This window comes from Pseudomonas sp. JC1203 (assembly GCF_056175065.1).
This window is the reverse complement of record NZ_JBWCAM010000011.1, coordinates 46,105-67,343: the sequence shown is the minus strand read 5'-3', so window position 1 is coordinate 67,343 and position 21,239 is coordinate 46,105. Positions and strand designations below refer to the sequence as shown.

Genomic DNA, 21,239 nt, shown 5'->3' with positions numbered 1-21,239 from the left:
CGGCCGTTCCGGGCCGCGGTTTTTTTGCCTTCAGTCCGCAGGTACCCCATCATGCCTTCACTTCAGGCCAAGACGCGAAGCTGGAAAATCATTATCCTCGCCCTGATGGCAGCTGACATGGCCTCGATTTTTGAGGTCAGCATGCTGTTCGCAGCGTTCCCAACGTTTTATCGTGAATTCAAGGACCCAGTCATGATTGGCTGGGTCATGACCGCCTATATGTTGGTGGCCGCAGCCGCGGCCGGCATATGCGGGCGCCTGGGCGACCTCTATGGGCGCAGGCGGGTAATGCTCATCGTCATGGTCATCTCGGTCATCGGCTCGCTGGTGGCTGCATTGTCCCAGACCCTTGAAGGCATTATCGTCGGTCGTGCCATCCACGGCGTATCCGCAGCCGTGCTGCCTTTGTGTTTCGGCCTGGTGTCGGAGAATCTGCCCAAGCCCAAGATCGCCCTGGGCAACGGTATTGTTGCCGGCACGGCCTCTACCATGGCGGGCGTGGCCTTCGTGTGCGGGGGGCTGGTAATCGACTACCTGCAATGGCATTGGATCTTCTACCTGAGCGCCGGTATCGCCGTCGTGGGTATCCTGGCCGTCTGGCAGCTGGTTCCGGTGTCCCCGCGGATCGTAGGCAAAGGCGCAGTGGACATCGTAGGAGGCGTGCTGTTCGCTCCTGCGGTGGCGGCGCTTCTGTTTGGCTTCAGCCGTGGTTCGATGTGGGGGTGGTCTGATCTGCGGGTGGTCGGCCTGGTTGTGGGGAGCTTGCTGCTCTTTGTCTTCTGGGTGCATTACGAGCGCCGCCACCCCAACCCGTTGATTGACGTGCGACTGTTCACCAACCGGCAAGTTCTGCTCACCAACGTGTGCCATGGCCTGATTGCCATCGGTGCCATGCAATTTGGCCAGGTGATGCTGATGCTGCTGCAACAGCCCGTGTGGACAGGCGTAGGGCTGGGACTGGCGGCCACGTTGGCGGCAACGATCAAGTTGCCTTCTTCGCTGGTGGCCATCCTGGCTTCACCCTGGGGGGGGAGTATCGCCGGGCATCGAGGGGGGCGGCTGGCGTTGGTGATTGGGTTGGTGTTGCTGACGTGCGGCTGGACAGCTCTGACACTGAGCCATGACCGGGTCTGGCTGATCGTCGGTTCAGTCATTATCAATGGTACTGGCACGGCGATTGCGTTCAGCGCTATTCCTACCTTGATCGCTGAAGTGGCGCCCCCAACCCGAATCAGTGAGCTCAACGGGGTGACGCAAGTGGTCCGAATGACCTGCATGGGCATTGGTGCGCAGATGATTGCGATTGTTTTCTCCCTGAGCACTGTCAGTGATCCAAGCGGGGGCTCGGGCATGTTCCCCTCGGCCAGCGCTTACCTGTGGGTGTTCGCGCTGATCAGCCTGTCCTGCCTGCTGTGTCTGCTGAGCGCGCTCGCCCTGCCACCGCCTGGCACCGCCAGTAAAGTGGCGAGCTCGGCGTTGCCTGATGCCATCTGATTGGGAGCTGCCCCCTGGTGCCAGGGGGCTTTGGTCAGGGGTGTAGCGTCTTGTGGATCAGTTGGGCGGTCTGACGTATGACCTGGCCGGGCAACTCGATGAGGCCTGTAAAGCTAATGAATCCATGAATCGCGCCGGGCAGGGCGATGTGTGTCACTGGCACCCCCGCGTCAGCCAGACGGCTGGCATATTGCTCCCCCTCGTCGCGCAGAGGATCGTAGCCGCAGGTCACCACCGTGGCAGGCGGTAGCCCGGACAAGTCAAATGCTCGCAAGGGGCAGCTGCGAGCGCTGGCTTGCGTGGGATCGGGCAGGTACTGCTGCCAAAACCACGCCATCATCCGTGTTTCCAGTAGGTAGCCGGTGGCGTTTTCCTGGTACGAGGGGCGCTCCAGGTCATTGTCGCACACCGGATAAAGCAACAGTTGATGCGCGATGACAGGGCCGCTTTCGGCCAAGGCCTGTTGGCAGACGACAGCAGCCAGGTTGCCTCCGGCGCTGTCGCCACCGACGATCAGTTTTGCAGGGGACGCGCCCAGCGCCCTGGCTTGTTTGGACGCCCAGCCAGTGGCTGCATAGGCGTCGCCGACGCCAGCGGGGAAGGGATGCTCCGGCGCCAAGCGGTAACCCACCGACACCACCACGGCCTGCAGCGTGTTGCAGTAGGCGCTGCATACGCCGTCGTAGCCGTCCAGGTCGCCCAGCACGAAACCGCCGCCGTGGAAATACACCAGCAACGGCAGGTCGGGCCCGGCATTGGCGGGTCGGTAGACCCGTACTGGGATCGAGCCGTTGGGCCCCGGCACTTCCCGGTCGATGATTTCGCCTACCGACTCGATGATGTCCCGTGGCAGCCGACGTTGGTTCGCCTGGTCGCGAAAATCCTGGGCGGTGATGGTGTCCACGTCCGGCAGGCCCATTTCATTGAGCCTGTGCAGTAGTGCAGCAATCTGTGGATCAAGTGACATGGTGAATTCCTTTTTGTTGTAATCATATATAGGATAATGACTGGCACTGGCCGGGTAAAGTGGTTCAGAACTGGCGTTCGGGGAGTCGAACCACTAGGCCATTCAGGGCGGGTGTAACAATGACCTGGCAGCACAGACGGCTGTGCTCGTTGACTGCCAAAGCGCCTTCGAGCATGCCCTGTTCCTCGTCGGCTATGGCGGGCAGGGCGGCAGCCCAGGCTGGGTCCATGTACGCGTGGCAAGTGGCGCAACTGCAATTGCCGCCGCAGTCGCCGAGAATACCGGGGATCATGTTCGCCACGGCGGCCTCCATCAGGCTCTGCCCGTCCAGGGCGTCGACCCGATGCTCGGTGCCGTTGAATTCAATGTAGGTGATGGTCGGCATGGTTATTCACTGATCAAATTGAAAGGGCATGGATGTCCTGGTGTACCAGGCCAAGCAGTTGATGAATCTCGGTCAGTCGGTTTTCCAGGTGTGCCAGTCGCTGCTCCATGGAGCGCGCCGGCAACCCGGCACCATGGGCGATTGGCGCGAGGTGAGCGTGCAGCACTGGGATGATGAAATTCCTGATGTAGCGCTGCAGGCGGTTTCGTTCCCAGCTCTGAGTCGACTTGATCATCAGCAATTCACGTATCAGCCAGTCGATTAATGCCTCGGCGTCCAGTAGCGTGGGCAGTTCACGGCTGATTTTCGCTGCATCGATTAACGGCATCAGGATGCGGCCGATCTTGCGTTTGAACACGCCACCAAATACCTGCATGCCGCTGTCCGAGAGACCCGACCAGGCGGCGTTCTGCAGCAGCCTGTTGGCCGGCACGTCGAGTACTGCCCAGAGGACAAACCGCTCTATGCGTTCAGGTAGCGTGCCCAGGCCGTTCAGTACGTCGCTGGCCTGCCGTTCGAAAGGCCGCGAGTGTCGGTCCAGGGCCGCCGCAAAGATGGCTTCCCGGCTGCCAAACCGGCGATAAAGGGTCGCCCGCGACACGCTGCTCAGTCGGGCGATATCCTCCATGGTGGCTTTGTCCAGGCCCAGTTGTTCCAGGCACAAGATGGCGGCATCGAGCACTTTGCAGGTCGATGGCGTATCCGACGTGGTGTCAATAGGGCCTGTCATGGTTCAGCTTGCCTCGTACAGGTCATAGACTAGGGCGCCGCTGGCATCGCGGCTGCCGCGGCCAATGGCCTGGACTTTGTTCAGCCAGGCATAGCGTTCGTCGCCGGTTTCGAACGTGGGCGCGATCATGATCGGATCGGCCCCGGTGGGGCTTGCGGTGGCGCGGCCTTGGTAGGCGACGAAGATGACCGCGCCGTCGTGGGTTTCAATAGCGCAACGCACGTCTACGTGAATGGTCCCGTCTGCCGTGAATTGCGCCCAGTCGGCAGCCGCGACCTGCTTGAGGGTGGCATTGAGCCGTTCGCCCTCCCAGGTCGCGGCTTCCAGGTTGACGATGGCACGGGTACCGCGAGGCGTATTGGGGATGAACACGGGGGCGCCGAGCTTGACGGTGACCGTCGCCAGGGGAGTCAGGGTAACAGGCATGGCATATTCCTCTCAGTGCCCGAATGGGCAGGTGGTGGGGGTGGAAGCGGGTTTGGCGCTGTGGCTGGCGTACAGACGCACAGCATGGGCGCTGTTGGCAGGCGTGCCTTTGCTGAACCGCACAGGCATGTGCTTGATGCCATTGGTGAAATTGGAGCGCAGGCGTGACACGGGGCCATCCAGTGCCAGGTCCGGCAGGCGCGTAACGATTTGCTTGAAAATCGCTTGCAACTCCATGCGCGCGAGCATGGCGCCGAGGCAGCGGTGAATACCTGTCCTGGAGCCAAATGCCATGTGATCGCGTGCATTGTGGCGATGGATGTCGAAATGCTCCGGATTGCTGAAGACTTGCTCGTCGCGGCTTCCTGAGCAATACCACATCACAATTCTGTCGCCGGCCTTGATGGTCTGGCCGGCAAGCTCAATGTCTTGGGTGGCTTTGCGGGCGAAGCACAGGGCGGGGGTGGTATAGCGCAACATTTCCTCGACTGCATTGGCGATCAGCGCCGGGTTTTGCCTCAGGGCCTGCATAGCTTCGGGGTGCTCGATCAAGGTCAGGGCACCCTGCAGAATCTGGGTACGCGTGGTCTCATTGCCCGCCGTGGCCAGGATCAGGAAAAAGCAGCCCAGGTCCATGTCGCTCAGGCGCTCACCGTTTTCCTGAGCGATGGCTACCTGGCTGAACACATCTTCCAACGGCGCCTCGCGCCGGCTGATGCCTAACGCCTTGGCGTAAGCGAACATCTGTTGCTGCGCCAGATTCATGTGCTGGGGGTTGGACAATTCGGGATCACTGCCGCCAAACATGGCGTTTGCCCAGTCAAACAATTGCTGGCGATCGACGTCGGGTACCCCCAGCAAGTCCGCCACCACTTCGATGGGCATGTGCGCGGCCAGATCGTGCAGGTCACAGCAGCCTTGCGCGATAAAAGCGTCGATCGAATCGCAGGCAAGCTGCTGGATGCGCGCCTCGAGGCGGGAGATCGCCTTGGGGGTGAAGCCACTCATGATCAGCTTGCGCAAAAAACTGTGCCGGGGTGGGTCGCTGAGGATAATCATGCGATCCACAGTGGCGGCCAGCGTCTGTTCCGGAATGGGCTGCGGTGTCACGTTGGTTTTGGATGTAAACACCTCGACGTTGTTTTCCACCGCTTGAATATCGTGATAGCGCGTGACATTCCAGAAGCCACCGCCCTGGCAGTCGGCTTGCCAGCTTACCGGCGCTTCGCGTCGCAGTAGCGCGAAGTAATCGTAGGGAACGCCCTGCACAAATACGTCCGGATTGGACAGATCGATTTCACCCAGTTTCATTGTCGGCCTCTGATGGGTTGGTGTGAGACTAATCAACTATATCGTATCAATGATTGAGTCGTAAATATTGATTTGTATGATATAGATGATTAAGGTGTGACGATCCTGCTTAGGCTGAGCAGGATGGTCTGGTTTCGGAGGTTAAGATGCGCAATGAGGACAAGATAGACGTAGTGATAGTGGGGGCCGGGCAGGCTGGCGCCGAAGTCGCTTTCGCCCTTCGCCAGCACGGCGTGTCGGGACGTATCGCCTTGGTAGGGGAAGAAAGCGCATTGCCCTACCATCGCCCACCGCTGTCCAAGGCGTGCCTGGCAGGGGAGGTACCGTTCGAATCGGTGCTGCTTAAGCCTGCGCTGGCCTACGAACGGGCCGGTATTGAACTGCACCTGTCGGTGGCAGTGCTGTCGGTTGATCGACAGGCTCGACAGGTGCTGTTGAGTGATGGTCGGCGGCTGGGCTATGGGCACCTGGTGCTGGCCACGGGGGGACGGGCCAGGCGCCTGACGGTACCCGGGGCGGACTTGCCCGGTATCGGTGTGCTGCGCACCTTTGCAGATGCCCGGGTATTGCAATCGGCTTGGCGGCCCGGGCAGCGGCTCGTCATCGTCGGTGGTGGTTATGTGGGCCTGGAGGTGGCGGCAGCCGCCGTGGGCGCCGGCTTGCGGGTACAGGTACTGGAAGCCGAAGCTCGGGTGCTGGCCAGGGTGACGGCAGCCCCCCTCTCCGCATTTTATGAGCGCTTGCACCGCGAGGCGGGGGTGTTGATCGATACCCAGGTGCAAGTCAACGCCTTTATGCCTGCCAGCACGGGCGTGCAGGTGGGCGCGGTCAGCTGTCTGGGCGGTCGCGTGTTTGCCGCCGATCAGGTGCTTGTAGGCGTGGGTCAGTTCCCCAATACCGAGCTGGCCGAAGCCGCCGGGTTGGAAGTGGATGGAGGCATCGTCGTCGATGCCGACGGCCGCACCCTGGATCCGTGTATATACGCCGCAGGCGATTGCGCCAGTCATGTATGCGGGTTTTATGGTCGGCGCGTGCGCCTTGAGTCAGTGCCCAATGCGTTGGAGCATGCGCGTCGCGTTGCTGCCAGCCTGGCGGGCAAGCCGCGACCGCCAGCCTCGCTGCCTTGGTTCTGGTCGGACCAGTATGGGCTCAAGCTGCAGATGGCGGGGTTATCCCGGGGCTATGAGCAGTTGGTGATTCGAGGCGATGATCGGACCAACAGTTTCAGTGCCTTTTACTTGCAAGACGGCCGCATGATTGCCGCTGACGTTGTAGCGCGCCCGGCCGAGTTCCTGGCAGCCAAACGGCTGATTCAAGAGCGAAGGAACGTGGATGCCGAGCGTCTCAAGGATGAGACACTGGCGCTCGGCGCATGAAAAAAACGGTGTGGCAGGGCGACCGAGTCGGTGCGCCCTTGCCCCTTAAGCAGTAGGTGCGGGCCCCTGGATGAAGATAGAGCGGGCATTGGACAGTTCGCGAAAACCTGCCAGGCCATGGTAACGGCCCATGCCGCTGCCGTTGACGCCGCCGAAAGGCAGGTTTTTCTCCACCCAATGCATCATGACGTGATTGATCGTCGCGCCACCGGACGAGGTCCCCTGCAACGCCTGGTCGATGAACGCCTTGTCGTGGCTGAACACATACACGCCCAGTGGCTTGCCGTGCTGATCGATCTGCTCCACGACCTGTTCCAGGTCGTCGTAGGCGAGCAGGGGAAGTATCGGGCCGAAGATTTCTTCCTGCATGATGCGCGCGTCCCACGGCACATTCGTCAGCACGGTCGGGTGGATGGTCAGTGTCGCCCGGTCCGACGTCCCGCCGCACACTTGTTTCGCGCCGCGAGCCAGTGCGTCTTCGATATAACCCAATAACCGATCGAAATTGCGTTCGTTGACGATGCGCGGTTGCTTGTCCAGCAGCAGCTGACCGTCGGCGTAAAACATCTTGGCGACCAGGGCCTTGACGGTTTCACTGAATGCATCGATCTGTTGGCGGGGTACCCAGGCGTGATCGACCGACAGGCACAGCTGGCCAGCATTGTTAAAGCGCCCGCCTACTACTTTGGCGGCGGTGGACATCAGCTCGGCATCCGGACCAATGACGGCCGGGCATTTGCCGCCCAACTCCAGTGTCACGCTACTAAGATGTCGAGCCGCCGCCGCCATCACACGCTTGCCCACCGCCGGGCTACCGGTGAAGAACACATGGTCAAACGGCAGGCCCTGCAGGTGTTCGGCTACCGCAACCCCGCCTTCGACGACGGCTACGTCGCGTGGGTCGAAGGCTTCGGCGATCAGGCGAGCGACGACTTGGCTGGTGGCCGGTTGCAGCTCATTGGGCTTGATCATGGCGCTGTTGCCGGCGGCGATGATCGGTACCAGCGGTGCCATGACTAGCGCGAACGGAAAGTTCCACGCCCCCAACAACAGTACGGTACCGCGTGGCTCGTAATGAATGTGGGCAGTGCTGTCGGGCAGATAGGCCGAGGAGGGCACGGGCACGTCGGCCATCCATTGCTCCAGGTGCGTGATGGCAGTGTCGATGTCTGCCAGCACAGACGCTATTTCGCCGCCCTTGCCGCCATTGGGCGTCTTGCGCAGGTCATCGAACAGGGCCTGCTCGATGTCGTCGATGTGCGCAAGAATGACCTCCCTGAGCCGGCTGAGCCGCTGCGCACGCTGCTGGCTGTTCTCCAGCTTGCGGGCGTGCCGGCTCAGGCGCTGTTGTTGAAACACAGCGTCTATTTTACCAATCAGATTGTTATCAACTGACATGGCTCAAACCTCCTGGGGCATGCGGATGACGGGCTTGATGGCTGAGCCGTCACGAGCATCGATAACGGCCTGGTTGATGTCGTCGAAGGCGTAAGTGCGCAGCAGCTTCTCGATGGGGAGCAGGCCGGCTTTCCAGTATTGAATCAACTGTGGAATGAACAACTCCGGGATCCCGCCTTCACCGGCCATGATGCTGCCCTTGATGTGCGCCCGTTTGCCTTGCAGCTCGATGGGGTTGAAAGTGACCTGGGCCTGGGCTCCCGCCATTCCCACCAATACCACCGTGCCGCCATGGCCCAGCACCTGGATGGCCTGTTCCATGACTGCCGGTACCCCGGTGGCCTCAACCGCATAATCGACGCCGCCGCCACTGACTTCGCGAACTGCCTGCACAGCCTCCAGTTGGCTGGCATCGATTACCTGGGTTGCACCCAATTCGCGCGCTAGTGCGAGTCGACTGGCAATGCGGTCGACTACGATCAACTGGCTGGCACCGGCGATTTTTGCCGCCATCAGGGCTGCCAGGCCCACACCGCCGGCACCGAACAGCACGAATCGGCTCCCTGCACGCACGCGCAAGGTGTTGAGCACTGCTGCGGCGCCAGTCTGGATGCCGCAACCCAGCGGCGCGAGAATTTCAAGCGGCAAGTCGCGGTCGACTTTGATCACGCTGCGCTCGTTCACCAGCGAGTGACTTGCAAATGAAGACTGGCCCAGGAACCGGGCGAATACTGGCTTGCCGGCATGGGTATGGCTGCAGGTGCCATCGCTGCAACGCCCGCCCGACATGTTCAGCGCGCGAAAGTCCACGCAGTAGGAAGGTTCACCGCTGATGCACTGGGCACAAGTGCCACACGACACCGTGGTGAGAATGACGTGGTCGCCCACGGCCACCCTGCTCACTGCGCTCCCCACACGCTCTACTACTCCGGCGCCCTCATGGCCGAACACTGCAGGCCATGGCAACGCTGGGTTTTTCAACACGTTCAAATCGGTATGGCACAGCCCTGACGCCACGATACGCACCAGCACATCGTGGGGGGCCGGGTCGGCAAGTTCTACCTCGCTCAAGACGAAGGGGGCGTTGGTGTCAAACGCCAAGGCGGCTGTGATTCTCATGCAGGGTCCCTTTGTTGTTGGTGGATTGCTGACAATCAGATATATCATTGTTTTGATTTTATCGCCAGCGTGGCAACGTCGCGTTGACGATAAAGATATACAGGATTAATATGATTATGGTGTATCTGCAGCCTTGAACAGGCTGTGTGCAACAGGCAAGCGCTACTCCGAACAATAAATTCAATAAGAGTCTGGAGGTTGAAATGAGCCAATGCAGCTCACCGCCCTTGGGCGCAAGCGGCAATCTTTGGCCCAACATCCGTTGGTTGTTGGGCTGCGCTTTGGGGGTGACGCTGTTGATGGGCGCTCATGCCAACGACAGCGCACCGTCATACATCGATCCATTGAATCTTGCTGCGCTGCCTTCGCGACTGGCACCCACCACTCAGCTGGTGGGCTTGGCCCAGGCAGGTGCACGCCTGGTTACGGTTGGCTGGCGCGGGCACATCCTTTATTCGGATGACCAGGGGCTCAGCTGGCGCCAGGCGCAGGTGCCGGTCAGTGTCGACCTTACCGCTGTGGCTTTTCCCAGTGCACGCCAGGGTTGGGCGGTAGGGCACGGCGGGGTGATCCTGCATACCCGCGACGGTGGGGTCAGCTGGAACAAGCAGCAGGACGGCTTCAGCACCGGCAAGCTAATGGTCGACTACTACCAGCAACGCCTGGACCATGCCGCAGAGGCGGATCGGCCGGCGGCTGTGGCGATGTTGGAGCAAATCCACCTGGACTACGACACGGGCCCCGAACAACCCTGGCTGGATGTGTGGTTTGAGAATGAACAGCACGGCTACGTTGTCGGCACCTTCAACCTGATCATGGAAACCCACGATGGCGGCGAGCACTGGACGCCCTTGCTGGACAAGGTAGACAACCCAGACGGCCAGCACTTGGCAGCCTTGAGCAAGGTGGATGGTGAGCTCTACATTGCCTCCGAGCGCGGCACGGTGTTTCACCTGGACAAGGCCAGCCAGCGCTTCGTTGCGCTCAATACCGGGTATCAGGGTAGCTTCTTCGGGATCATCGGGACCTCCCGTGCCCTGATTGCCTACGGCCTGCGTGGCAACGCCTGGCGCAGTACCGACAAGGGCGTGACGTGGGCCAAGGTCGACACTGGCGTGGAAAACACCCTGACCGGCGCGACCATCCTGGCTGACCAGCGCATCGCCCTGGTCAGCCAGGGCGGAGCGCTGTTGCTTGGCGATAGCTCAGGCGACCATTTCCAGCCTGTTTCGTTGAGCCGCAATGTGCCTTTTGCCAATGTACTGGCCGCAGGCAAGGGCTCAGTGATCATCGTCGGCGCCCTTGGCGCACAGCTCGAACCCGTTCCAGCAGTCGGCAGCTGAAGACCTGGGCTTGAAAAAAATCTGGAGACATCATGGCTGTAGATACTGAATCACTTCATCTGCCCGTCATCCGCGACCCCAAGGATTTCGACAAGCATTCGGGCGACTGGCTGGAGCGTTTGATTTTCAATCACCGGATCTGGGTTGTCGGGCTGGTGGCGGCCATTACAGTGTTCCTGGGCTTTCATGCCACGCGACTGGTCGTGCAAGCCAATTTCGATGCCATGATTCCCCAATCGCATCCCTATATCCGAAACTATTTTGACAATCGCAGCGAGCTCAAGGGGCTGGGCAACTCCTTGCGCATTGTGGTGGAAACGACCAAAGGCGATATCTTTAACAAGCAATATCTGGAGGTGGTACGCGACATCAACGACAAGGTGTTCCTGACCCCAGGCGTGGACCGTGCATTCATCCGCTCGCTGTGGACGCCAGTGGTGCGCTGGACAGAAGTGACGGAGGAGGGCTTTCGCGGCGGGCCGGTCATGCCGTTCAATTACGATGGCAGCGCCGCCTCGATTGATCAGGTCCGCATCAATGCCCTGCGCGCAGGGTTGCGTGGCACCCTGGTGGGCAATGACCTTAAATCCAGCATGATCGTCGTGCCGTTGCTGGACGTGATTCCCGCCACCGGCCAACCGCTGGATTACAGTGTGCTGTCGACGTTTCTGGAAAAGGACGTGCGCGACAAATTCCAGACTGCCTACAGCCTGCAGCAGCAGGCAACTGCGGCCCAGCAAGGCGATTACCGTATCCACATCATCGGCTTCGCCAAGTTGGTGGGCGACCTGATCGAAGGGTTGCTGCAAGTCATGATGTTCTTTGGTGCCTCGGCGCTGATTGCATCGCTGATCATCTTCTTCTATACCCGCGACTGGCGCAGCACGGTCTTGCTGGTGGCAACGGCCACTATCGGCGTGGTCTGGTTGCTGGGCTTGCTGGAGGTATTGGGCTATTCGCTCAATCCCTATTCGGTGCTGGTGCCATTCCTGATCTTCGCCATCGGCTTGTCCCACGGTGCCCAGAAGATGAACGGCATCATGCAGGACATTGGTCGCGGCACGCACAAATACGTGGCAGCACGTTATACCTTTCGCCGCTTGTTCATTGCTGGTTTGACCGCGCTGATCACCAATGTTGTCGGTTTCGCGGTGCTGATGATCATTGACATCCCGGTCATCCACGACCTGGCGATGACCACCAGTCTGGGGGTACTGGTGCTGATCTTCACCAAGCTGTTCTTCATCCCCGTGGCGCTTTCCTATATTGGCGTCAGCCAGAGCGCAGCACTACGCAGTCTGCGCAAGCGCCCCGCAGGGCAAGGGCTGATGGGCCTGCTACAACGCTGCACCGAGCGCAGGTTCGCGATACCCTTGACCGTGGCCGCGCTGGTGGTCGGCGCAGGGGCCATGGCCATCAGCCTCCATGGGTTGAAGATGGGTGACCTGGACCCTGGGGCACCCGAGCTGCGACCCGATTCGCGCTACAACAAAGACGTTGCCTATATCAACGAACATTACGGTTTGAGCGGCGATCAGTTCGCGGTGATCGTCAAGACCCCTACCGAAGGCATGCGAGATTACACCTCGCTGGTGGAACAGGACCGTCTTGCCTGGCAGTTGCAGCAATTGCCAGGCGTGCTGGCGGTATCTTCCCTGGCAGGGGGCATCCGCATGGTCGCAGCCGGTTCCTTCGAGGGGAATCCCAAGTGGATGACTATCCCGCGCAACCAGCAGACCTCCGGCAATGTCACCCAAGCCTTGCTGGTGGGCAATCCTGAGCTGATGAACGCCAACGCCAGCGTGGCGCCGGTCATTGCCTACCTGAAAGACCACCGTGCCGAAACCCTGACCCAGGTGGTCAAGGCTACCGAAGCCTTTGCAGCCGAACACAATACCCCTGATCGCCAGTTCCTGCTCGCGGCCGGCCCCGCCGGCATCGAGGCAGCCACCAATATCGTTGTGGAACAGGCCAACTACCGAATCCTCGGGCTGTTGTACGCGGCAGTGATCGTGTTGTGCCTGATAACCTTCCGCAGTTGGCGTGCCGTGGTGGTCGCCATGGTGCCGCTGGTGATCACCTCGTTCCTCTGTGAGGCGCTGATGGTGATGCTGGGAATTGGCGTCAAGGTGGCGACCCTGCCGGTGATCGCACTGGGCGTCGGCGTAGGCGTGGACTATGCGTTGTATTTGCTCAGCGTGCAGTTGGGCGCGCAACGGCGGGGCATCACTTTAGCCGAGTCTTACGGCCTGGCCCTGGGCTTTACTGGAAAGGTAGTAGCGTTGATCGGCATCACCATGGCTGCCGGCGTGGTTACCTGGGTGTGGTCGCCTATCAAGTTCCAGGCCGACATGGGCATCCTGCTGACCTTCATGTTCTTGTGGAACATGCTGGGCGCACTCACCCTGATTCCGGCGCTTTCCTATTTCTTGTTGCGCGACATCGGCCAAGCCAAGGGCAATGCGGTCGTGGTCGCGGTGCGCATGCCGGCGGTTGAGGCCACGGTGGATATCGCCACTCCGCCAGCCCCCGACGCACTGAAAAAGATCGCCAGTGGTGGCTGAGCCTGTTCCCTCATTTCGCATAGCCGCAGTGGATAGCATCACTGCGGTGGCTTTAATCCATAAGGAGAAGTCCGTGAGCAATTCCGATCTGGTCATCGATAGCAAGCAGTTTCGCAATGCCCTGGGCGCGTTTGCTACGGGCGTCACGATCGTCACCACCCGCGATGGTGGCGGCGCCGATGTAGGCCTCACCGCCAGCAGTTTCAATTCAGTATCACTGGAACCACCCATGATTCTCTGGAGCCTGGCCAAGACCTCCGGTAGCCTGGATGCCTTCATGACTGGCGAGTATTTTGCCGTGCATGTGCTGGCTGCCGACCAACAACCGCTGTCAGATCGGTTTTCCCGGCGAGGCATCGATAAATTCGAGGGCATGCAGTTGCAGCGCGGCCCGGGCCAGGTGCCGCTGCTGGAGGGCTGTGCGGCACGCTTCAAATGCCGCACCAGCTACCGTTACGAAGGCGGCGACCATATCATCTTCGTTGGCGAAGTCATCGAATTCGATCACTCGGCGCACCCACCACTGGCCTTTCACGGCGGCAAATACGCCAAGGTGCATCCCCGTGCGCTTGAGTCGTTGATAGACACCGAGGACGTTGGCAGCAGCTTCAACAAGGATTATCTGGGCTTCCTCTTGGGGGTGGCGTCCATGCAGTTGTACCGCCCCGTTCGCCTGGCCTGGCAAGCAATGGGTTTGAGCGAGTGCGGCTATTTCGTCCTCAGCGTGCTGTCGGCAGGCAAGCACAAGACCCAGGGCCAGATCGAGGCGCTGCTTCAGCCTAGCGGCCACAGGCTGGACGAACATGAGTTGGGGCGGTTGCTGGAGGCGGAGTTGCTCACGGTGCATGGCAACGGTCCGGACCGTGAATTTGACCTCACCGCCAAGGGGCGCGATTGCGCCGTCAAGTTGTTCGTTCAGGCCAAGTCAGAAGAGCAGAAGGCCATCGGCGGCCTGGACTGGGACGACCTGGCGCTGCTCAAGAACCTGCTCAAAAAAATTATACGCAATACCCGGCCTTGACTGCTCCGGCTCAGCCCAGTCGGCGAAACAGTGCGTGCTGGGCTGCGTTGGCCACCAGTTGACCGCGGCCGTCGTAAATGGCTGCCAGCACCAGCCCGGCCGCGCCGGCCAGCGACGGGCTGGTGAGGTCGAACAACAGCCATTCGTCGGCCCTGAATGAACGGTGCAGCCACAAATCGTGGGTCAGAGTAGGGGCGAAGAAATCGCGGCCCATCCGCGTTGCTACGTGGGGCATTAGCATGGGGCTGTTGACCCACGCGTCGGACATGTAGACCAACGCAGCTTCGTGACTGAGCGGCTCATCGTCCATGGCCTGGCTGCTGCGCATCCAGTAGCGCATGGACGGTTGTCGATCGCCGCAAAACAGGAAGGCTTCCGCATCCACTGGGCGCAGCTCATGCAAATGGCTGGCCGTCAGCAGGCGTCGGTTGCCCTCGCTCAGGCGTGAGTGGAAGCGGTCGGCTAACTCGGCCAGGTTCAACAAGGTTGTCGGCAGCGGGACCTGGGGGGCGCTTGCTTGGTGATACGGGCCCACTTCGGGTGCCTGGAAACACAGTTGAGCGCTAAAGGCCAGTTGCCCAGGTGTTCCGACCCGCACCTCTAGGTTGCTAAAGGTTCTGCCATGGAGCAGGACTGCCTTGTCATAGACGGGTGGCGGTGATAGCGGGACGGGCTTGAAGAAGCCTGCGTGCAACGAGCGCAGACGGCGTCGCGGGTCAAGTCCATGGGCTGCGGCCACTGCCGCTTGCGCCATCAGTTGCCCGCCAAAAGCGTTACCGGTCAGGTTGGCTTCGCCGCAACGGCTGACAAATCGTGAGTCGTCCTCGTCCAGGTGAAAAAGCGCAGCGAAATCAGAAGGTCGAGGCGTCGTCATGCGAGGTGTGTCCTGAGTCAAGGAACAATGGCTGATTGATTAAACATATAACTCATTGATATGATTTTTCCAAGCCTTTGGCCTGTGTGGCCAAGGCAGCGAACATTGGAGAGCGTGCATGGCGGGGTTGAATGACCTTTTTGGTCTGCAGGGCAAGGTGGCATTCGTGACCGGGGCCAGCAGTGGCCTTGGCCTACATTTCTGTCGTGTGTTGGCAGATGCTGGGGCGCACGTGGTGATGGCGGCACGACGTACCGACGTGTTGACTGAGCTGGCCGAGTCCATCAGTGGCCAAGTTTCGACCGTGCGCCTGGACGTCACGGCAGCAGGGTCCGTGACGGAGGCGTTTACTGAAGTCTGCCGCTTGCATGGGGTGCCCGACATTGTCGTCAACAATGCCGGTGTCACTGTCACCAAGCCGGCGTTGGAGCAAACCGAGAGCGACTGGGAGGCGGTAATGGACACCAACCTCAAGGGGGGCTGGCTGGTCGCCACCGAGGCCGCCCGGCGCATGGTTGCCGCCAGCAAGACCGGGGTGATCGTCAATACTGCCTCTATTCTCGGAGAAAGGGTATCTGGTGCCGTCGCCCCATATGCCATCTCCAAGGCGGGGGTCATTCAGGCCACCAAGGCACTGGCCCTGGAGCTGGCGCGCCATGGCATCCGGGTCAACGCTTTGCTGCCCGGCTACGTGGCCACTGAACTCAACCACGAGTTTCTCTCCAGCGAGGCGGGCGAGCGCCTGCGCTTGCGCATTCCCAGCCGCCGGTTCGGCGTGCTGTCGGATCTGGATGCTCCGTTGCTGCTACTGGCGGGCGAGGGCGGTCGCCACATCACCGGCGCGGCCCTGGCGGTCGATGGCGGGCACCTGGTCAGCGCACTTTAGGAGAATGCTTCATGGATGCACTTGCTTGCCAACAACTGGAACGCTACTTGGCCCAACGGGGGGGGAGCAGTCGCGTCCAAGTCACCCTTGCCGAATTGCTGTCCGGCGGCGCGATTCAGGAAAACTGGCGCATCGACGCGGTGTTCCAGGATGGCCTTCACGAAGGCCCGCAAAGTCTGGTGCTGCGGACTGACGCGCCGTCCGGCGTGGCGGTCAGCCATGGTCGAGCGCAGGAGTTCGCCCTACTGACGGCGGCCTTTGAAGCGGGCGTCAGCGTGCCGCAACCGCTGTGGCTGTGTGAAGAACGCTCGGTGCTGGGGCGGCCGTTTTTCCTCATGCGTCGGGTGGCGGGCACTGCCAGCCCGCACCTGATCGTCAAGCCCGGCTCTGCGTGGGGGGGTAACCGCGTGGCGTTGGCCGAGCAGTTGGGCCGCGAGATGGCGCGAATCCATTCGATCACCCCGCCACGCCAGGATCTGGCATTTCTGCCGGCCTACGATGCGCCTCCTGCTATGCATCTGATCGCAGAGTTGCGCGGTTTCCTGGACCGCCATCACACGCCTTACCCGGTGCTGGAGTGGGGGCTACGCTGGCTCGAGCGGCACGCGCCGGCGGATCGGTCGAAAGTGCTGTGCCATCGTGATTTTCGTACCGGCAATTATATGGTGGACGAGCAGGGCCTGACGGCGATCATCGATTGGGAATTCGCCGGCTGGAGTGACCCGCTGGAAGACATTGGTTGGTTCTGTGCCCGCTGCTGGCGGTTTTCCCTGCCGGAACAGGAGGCAGGGGGTATCGGTGACCGTGACGATTTCTATCGTGGGTACGAGGCGCAGAGTGGTCGAGCCATCGCGCGGGACCAGGTGCGTTATTGGGAAATAATGGCCCATGTGCATTGGGCAGTGATTGCCATCCAACAGGCTGAGCGGCATGTGTCGGGCGAACAGGATTCGCTGCTGCTGGCGCTGACCGGTCACATGACCGCGCAACTGGAATGGGAAATTCTCGACATGACGGAGCAAGACTGATGCGTACACGTCCTGATGGCGCCGATCTGCTGGAAACGGCCCAGCGTCTGTTACGCACGCGGCTGTTGGCGCAAATGCCGGCCAGTTGCAAGCATGAAGCGTTGATGATCTGCAATGCGATGAATATCGCTGCCCGCCAGTTGCGCGCTGGCGAGCAACCTGAGCGTGATGAGCTGGCGTCATTGAACCGTCTGCTGGGTACCGACGAGTGGCGGCTGGCTCACGCCAACCGGCTATTGGCGCAGGCATTGCGCAGTGGCCTGGGCGACCCGGACAGTCCCCAGGCAAGCCCTGTCCTGGAGCATTTGCGGCGGGTGACGGCGCAATCGCTGGCGCAAAGCAACCCTGATTATCGGTAAGGCGCAAGCGGGTGCTGACTACGCCTGCTAAAGCTGAGAAAAAATTTACTATGGGTGATGGCTATTTGAAATTACTCTTCCCTGCTGTTGACACATCAGGGAAGGACGCAATGAACAAGACCATCAGGTGGGGATTCACAGTAGCGGGCGTCTGGAATTTGTTGCTCGCAGGTTTGGATATCTGGGCGTACTCGAACAACCAGGCGCCGGCTTTTCCGTTGGCCGAGCATTTGGCGATAGGGGGAGTGTTTTTGGGATTTGCCCAGCTAAACAAGCTTAAGGCAGGAGCCTAGCATCAAGGCAGCCGACCTGCAGCAGCGCACGACGCAGCCTTCGGCATCTGCTACGCCGTCCTGTGGGGGCAAAGCTTGCTCGAGATGGTATCGACGCCGTAATCCAGAAAAACCGCGTCGCCTGCATCGTTAGCAAGCCTTGCTCCTATAGTGTGTATCTCCACAAGACAGTTGCTGCAGCGACATGCGCCTGTAATAGCGGCGTAAGCCGCGTCACACACGCTCCGTCAGCGGACATCGAACGTGCGTGCCTGTTTGCGTACGGAGTCCACGTCCATTTGCGCCTGGGCCACGGGGTTGCCCAGCAGGGGGTATTTCAACGACTGGGCTAGCGCAACCGAGCGGGGCACGTCCAGGGATTCCCAGATGGCCCGCACCGTGCCCTGGACTGCCGCCGGTGGTTTGGCCGCGATGCGTGCTGCCAGTTCATGGGCTCGAGCCCACAGCGTTTCGTTGGCTGTCACTTCGGTTACCAGGCCGATGCGCAGCGCCGTCTGGGCGCTGATGCGCTCGTCGTTGCCCAGTAATGACATGCGCAGCACTTCGCCCAGCGGCAGCCGGTACGACATGCCGATCGGCTCCACCGCGCACACCAGGCCGTAAGACACATGGGGGTCGAAGAACTGCGCGTCCTCGGAGCAGATGATTACGTCGCTTTCATTCAACCAGTAGAACGCACCGGCGCAGCACAGCCCATGTACCGCGGTGACCACCGGCTTCCAGACCTTGTTGGCGCGTGCGCCCAGGCTCTCGCCCGGATCGCGGGCGTTCCACAGGTTATCGGTGCCCAGTACGTTTTCCGTGGCGTGTGCCTTCACGTCCGCTCCCGTGGAAAAGGCCCGGCCAGCCGAGCCGCGTAGCACCACGGCACGGATCTCGTCGTCTTCGCGAATGCGCGCCCACAGGTGGTCGAATTCGCGCAGCATGGCCAGGGTGAAGGAGTTCATCGCCTCGGGCCGGTTGAGCGTGATGGTCGCCACGCCATCAGGGGTGACATCGAACAATACGGTGCGGTAGTCCATGATCGTGTTCCAGGTTGATCGTCGGGCGGTGTGGCGCCGAGGCGACGCCACCTGCGGGTCAAAGGGCTTTGAATACGGGCTGGCGCCAGTCTTCGGTAATGGGGTTCCAGTCCACCGTCACTGCCATGCCGATGCGGACGTCGGCGGGGTCGATGCCCACCAAATTCGACACCAGGCGGATGCCCGGGGCACCGTCCAGTTCAACCACCACCGGGATATAGATGAAATCGTCCACGCCGGGAAACGGAGAGCGGTTGCACACCGCATAACTGTAGACGGTACCGGTGCCCTCCAAGGTGGGCCAGCGGGTGTCCTGGCTCTGGCAATGGGGGCAGTACGGGGTGGGTGGCATGCGGAAAGTGCGGCATTGGCCACATTGGGCGGACACCAGCCGACCTTCACGGGCCGCCAGCCAGAACGGCTCGGTCCATGGGTCGGTGGTGATGTGGACGTGCTCGCCGGGCAGGGCGCGGGACAGGATGGGGCTCATGCGGACCTCCGAAGGATCAGGCCGGAAACGGGAATGGAGGCTGGGCCACCGGTGACCAGCGCCAACTCGGCGTCGGGCACCTGGTTGATGGCAGTGCCGCGCAATTGCTCGACCCCCTCCAGGATATGGGTCATGCCGATGATGTAGGCCTCCGATAGTTGCCCGCCATGGGGATTGACCGGCAGGCTGCCGTTCATGCGAATGGCGCCACTTTCCACGAATGGGCCGCCTTCACCTTTGGCACAGAAACCATAATCCTCCAATTGCATGACCACCATGGGGGTGAAATGGTCGTAAAGCAGCGCCACGTCGATATCGGCGGGCGTGACCCCGGCGCGTTCGTACAGGCGCCGGGCAACATCCTTGTGCCCTGAGGAGGCAAAATATTCGTCGCTCATGCCCATCCAGGCGAATGCCCGTCCCCATTCGGCACGGCCACCGTGGGTGGCGGCGGTAACCAGCACCGGTTTCTGCCGCAGGTCCCGCGCCCGCTCGGTGGACGTGGTGATTACAGCCACTGCGCCGTCGGTTTCCAGACAGAAGTCCAAGCGGCACAGCGGGTCGGCGAGCATCGGCGAGGCAAAATACTCCTCAAGGGTCAGTGGCGTGCGGCGGATGGCCTTGGGGCGATTCAACGCGTTGAGTCGGCTGTTGATTGCCACCTCGGCGAAGGCCTCGCGACGAGTGCCATAAAGATGCATGTGTCGACGGGCCAGCACCGACATCAGGTGACCGGGACCGACCAGGCCGGAAGGCTGCAGGAACGAGTTCTCCGGGTCTGGCTTGAGGGCGCCGAACACCGTGCCCAGGCGCTGGGCCCGCTGCTGCAGGGACATGACCGTGACCACGTACTTGGCGTCGCCGGCGATGATGGCGGCTGAGGCCAGGCCGATGGCGCCGGCTGATCCGCCTCCACCGCCAGTCAGGGTGGCGGTGAACGTCACCTCTGGAATACCGAGCATCTCCATGATACTAGCCGTGTCCATGGTGTCGATGTAGCCTGCCTTGGCTCCTCCATAGTAAGCAAAACCGTCGATGTCACGCACCGACAGGCCGGCGTCCGCGCACGCCCCCAGTATGGCTTCACCAATCATCTCATTGATGGTGCGGGGCCAGGACTGTCCGCGCACGTAGTAGGGTGTCGCGCCGACGCCGACAATGGCGGTCTTGTCGCTGTGTTCCCAGGTCATGCCTTCTCTCCCTCGGCGACGCCCGTGGACGTCATGGATAAATGATCATCGGAATTGTTGTTGTGATGTCCGACTGGTCAAAGCGAATGCGCACTCATCGCGGCTGGCGGGCGAGAAAGTCAGCGATGGCTTGGTTGAACACGTCATTGCGATCGCCGGCAACCATGTGCCCGGCACCGTCCACGTCGACGTATTCGGCATGGGGCATCAGCGCCAGTAATGATTGAGCACCGTGTTCGCTGACCACATCGCTTTGCCGGCCCCGTATCAACAGCGTCGGCACTTTGACCTTGCTGGCGGCGGTTTCCATGCGCAAATGCAGGTCCGCCAGGCGTTCACGGGCGCCGTTGGCCTGAAAGGCGGGGTCCCAGTGCCAGTAGTAGCGGCCGTTTTCCTTCAACCGCAGATTTTTGAGCAGCCCCTCGTGGGTGGGGGGGCGAGGTCGGTTGGGCAGGTAGCGTGACACTGCGTCGGCCGCCTCTTGCAGCGTGGCGAATCCATTGGGGCTGCCCACCATGAAGTCGCGGATATGTTTGACGCCAGCAGGGGACATGCGCGGCACCACGTCAACCAGTACGAGGGCGCTGGCAAGGGGCGTGGCGCTTTCGCCTAACGCCAGCAGCGAGCAGGCGCCACCCAACGAGGCGCCCACCAGCACGGGTGGGCGTGGCAGGGTGGCGATGACCGCCTTGAGGTCAGCCACGAAGGCGTCGGTGGAATAGTCCTGATCGGCCGGCCAGTCACTTTCACCGTGGCCGCGCAGGTCGAGGGCCAGGGTGCGGTAGCCGGCAGCCGCCAGTTGCGTGGCAGCACGGCTCCAGGAGTGACGGGTCTGGCCGCCGCCATGGAGCAATATGACCGGCAGCCCGCGGGCGGGGCCACCGCAATCAGCACACAAGGTCAGGCCTCGATATCCCTCCAATGTCTGGCGGTGCATGCTCATGGTGACTTCCTTTTTTGTTG

At 61.3% G+C, this 21,239-nt stretch carries 21 protein-coding genes; 9 read left to right on the top strand and 12 right to left on the bottom strand.

Annotation, left to right across the window (positions count from 1 at the left end):
* Positions 1-51 precede the first annotated feature (51 nt).
* Positions 52-1,494, top strand: coding sequence for an MFS transporter (locus tag AC0SZ7_RS17440; RefSeq protein ID WP_475505544.1), 1,443 nt, complete (start codon positions 52-54; stop codon positions 1,492-1,494).
* 34 nt (positions 1,495-1,528) lie between these two features.
* Here the strand turns inward: AC0SZ7_RS17440 and AC0SZ7_RS17435 are convergent, their stop codons facing one another.
* The 5 genes from AC0SZ7_RS17435 to AC0SZ7_RS17415 form a co-directional block, all read right to left on the bottom strand.
* Positions 1,529-2,461, bottom strand: a complete 933-nt coding sequence (locus tag AC0SZ7_RS17435) for an alpha/beta hydrolase (protein WP_475505543.1) — start codon at positions 2,459-2,461, stop codon at positions 1,529-1,531.
* Between the two features lie 64 nt (positions 2,462-2,525).
* Positions 2,526-2,846: a 2Fe-2S iron-sulfur cluster-binding protein gene (locus AC0SZ7_RS17430; protein WP_475505542.1), complete on the bottom strand. Its 321-nt coding sequence runs from the start codon at positions 2,844-2,846 to the stop codon at positions 2,526-2,528.
* A gap of 13 nt (positions 2,847-2,859) precedes the next feature.
* Positions 2,860-3,528 carry a TetR/AcrR family transcriptional regulator gene (locus AC0SZ7_RS17425; RefSeq protein ID WP_475505541.1) on the bottom strand — a complete coding sequence of 223 codons (669 nt, stop codon included), beginning with the start codon at positions 3,526-3,528 and terminating at the stop codon, positions 2,860-2,862.
* A 51-nt stretch (positions 3,529-3,579) separates the two neighbouring features.
* Positions 3,580-4,002, bottom strand: a complete 423-nt coding sequence (locus AC0SZ7_RS17420; protein WP_475505540.1) for a DUF3237 domain-containing protein — start codon at positions 4,000-4,002, stop codon at positions 3,580-3,582.
* Positions 4,003-4,014: 12 nt separating this feature from the next.
* Complete coding sequence (locus AC0SZ7_RS17415; protein WP_475505539.1) at positions 4,015-5,313, bottom strand: cytochrome P450; 1,299 nt, start codon at positions 5,311-5,313, stop codon at positions 4,015-4,017.
* Positions 5,314-5,459: 146 nt separating this feature from the next.
* On the opposite strand from AC0SZ7_RS17415, the gene AC0SZ7_RS17410 reads away from it, so the two are divergent.
* The gene (locus tag AC0SZ7_RS17410; RefSeq protein ID WP_475505538.1) at positions 5,460-6,689 is read left to right on the top strand and encodes an NAD(P)/FAD-dependent oxidoreductase; all 1,230 of its coding nucleotides are present in this window, start codon (positions 5,460-5,462) and stop codon (positions 6,687-6,689) included.
* A gap of 45 nt (positions 6,690-6,734) precedes the next feature.
* Here the strand turns inward: AC0SZ7_RS17410 and AC0SZ7_RS17405 are convergent, their stop codons facing one another.
* Positions 6,735-8,087: an aldehyde dehydrogenase family protein gene (locus AC0SZ7_RS17405; RefSeq protein WP_475505537.1), complete on the bottom strand. Its 1,353-nt coding sequence runs from the start codon at positions 8,085-8,087 to the stop codon at positions 6,735-6,737.
* 3 nt (positions 8,088-8,090) lie between these two features.
* Positions 8,091-9,206, bottom strand: coding sequence for an NAD(P)-dependent alcohol dehydrogenase (locus tag AC0SZ7_RS17400; protein ID WP_475505536.1), 1,116 nt, complete (start codon positions 9,204-9,206; stop codon positions 8,091-8,093).
* A 203-nt stretch (positions 9,207-9,409) separates the two neighbouring features.
* Here AC0SZ7_RS17400 and AC0SZ7_RS17395 point away from each other — a divergent pair, with 203 nt between their 5' ends.
* The 3 genes from AC0SZ7_RS17395 (at position 9,410) to AC0SZ7_RS17385 (ending at position 14,134) form a co-directional block, all read left to right on the top strand.
* Positions 9,410-10,549, top strand: a complete 1,140-nt coding sequence (locus tag AC0SZ7_RS17395) for a WD40/YVTN/BNR-like repeat-containing protein (RefSeq protein ID WP_475505535.1) — start codon at positions 9,410-9,412, stop codon at positions 10,547-10,549.
* Positions 10,550-10,581: 32 nt separating this feature from the next.
* Positions 10,582-13,113, top strand: coding sequence for an efflux RND transporter permease subunit (locus AC0SZ7_RS17390; protein ID WP_475505534.1), 2,532 nt, complete (start codon positions 10,582-10,584; stop codon positions 13,111-13,113).
* A 73-nt stretch (positions 13,114-13,186) separates the two neighbouring features.
* On the top strand, positions 13,187-14,134 hold the full coding sequence (locus AC0SZ7_RS17385) for a flavin reductase (RefSeq protein WP_475505533.1): 948 nt from the start codon (positions 13,187-13,189) through the stop codon (positions 14,132-14,134).
* Between the two features lie 10 nt (positions 14,135-14,144).
* On the opposite strand, the gene AC0SZ7_RS17380 is transcribed toward AC0SZ7_RS17385, so the two are convergent.
* Positions 14,145-15,008, bottom strand: coding sequence for an acyl-CoA thioesterase (locus tag AC0SZ7_RS17380; protein ID WP_475505532.1), 864 nt, complete (start codon positions 15,006-15,008; stop codon positions 14,145-14,147).
* A 118-nt stretch (positions 15,009-15,126) separates the two neighbouring features.
* Between AC0SZ7_RS17380 and AC0SZ7_RS17375 the strand changes: the two genes are divergently transcribed.
* From AC0SZ7_RS17375 to AC0SZ7_RS17360, 4 genes are all read left to right on the top strand, one after another.
* A complete protein-coding gene (locus tag AC0SZ7_RS17375; protein ID WP_475505531.1) occupies positions 15,127-15,894 on the top strand; it encodes an SDR family NAD(P)-dependent oxidoreductase in 768 nt (255 codons plus the stop codon).
* A gap of 11 nt (positions 15,895-15,905) precedes the next feature.
* A complete protein-coding gene (locus AC0SZ7_RS17370) occupies positions 15,906-16,922 on the top strand; it encodes a phosphotransferase family protein (protein WP_475505530.1) in 1,017 nt (338 codons plus the stop codon).
* The gene (locus AC0SZ7_RS17365; protein WP_475505529.1) at positions 16,922-17,281 is read left to right on the top strand and encodes a DUF6285 domain-containing protein; all 360 of its coding nucleotides are present in this window, start codon (positions 16,922-16,924) and stop codon (positions 17,279-17,281) included. The genes AC0SZ7_RS17370 and AC0SZ7_RS17365 overlap by 1 nt, the downstream gene beginning before the upstream one ends.
* Positions 17,282-17,391: 110 nt before the next feature.
* The gene (locus AC0SZ7_RS17360) at positions 17,392-17,574 is read left to right on the top strand and encodes a hypothetical protein (RefSeq protein ID WP_475505528.1); all 183 of its coding nucleotides are present in this window, start codon (positions 17,392-17,394) and stop codon (positions 17,572-17,574) included.
* A gap of 227 nt (positions 17,575-17,801) precedes the next feature.
* Here the strand turns inward: AC0SZ7_RS17360 and AC0SZ7_RS17355 are convergent, their stop codons facing one another.
* From AC0SZ7_RS17355 to AC0SZ7_RS17340, 4 genes are all read right to left on the bottom strand, one after another.
* On the bottom strand, positions 17,802-18,596 hold the full coding sequence (locus AC0SZ7_RS17355) for an enoyl-CoA hydratase/isomerase family protein (protein ID WP_475505527.1): 795 nt from the start codon (positions 18,594-18,596) through the stop codon (positions 17,802-17,804).
* A 58-nt stretch (positions 18,597-18,654) separates the two neighbouring features.
* The gene (locus AC0SZ7_RS17350) at positions 18,655-19,086 is read right to left on the bottom strand and encodes a Zn-ribbon domain-containing OB-fold protein (protein ID WP_475505526.1); all 432 of its coding nucleotides are present in this window, start codon (positions 19,084-19,086) and stop codon (positions 18,655-18,657) included.
* On the bottom strand, positions 19,083-20,276 hold the full coding sequence (locus AC0SZ7_RS17345; RefSeq protein ID WP_475505525.1) for a thiolase C-terminal domain-containing protein: 1,194 nt from the start codon (positions 20,274-20,276) through the stop codon (positions 19,083-19,085). The genes AC0SZ7_RS17350 and AC0SZ7_RS17345 overlap by 4 nt, the downstream gene beginning before the upstream one ends.
* A 94-nt stretch (positions 20,277-20,370) precedes the next feature.
* Positions 20,371-21,219 (bottom strand): alpha/beta fold hydrolase, encoded by an 849-nt coding sequence (locus AC0SZ7_RS17340; protein ID WP_475505524.1) that lies wholly within the window; start codon positions 21,217-21,219, stop codon positions 20,371-20,373.
* Between the last annotated feature and the right edge of the window lie 20 nt (positions 21,220-21,239).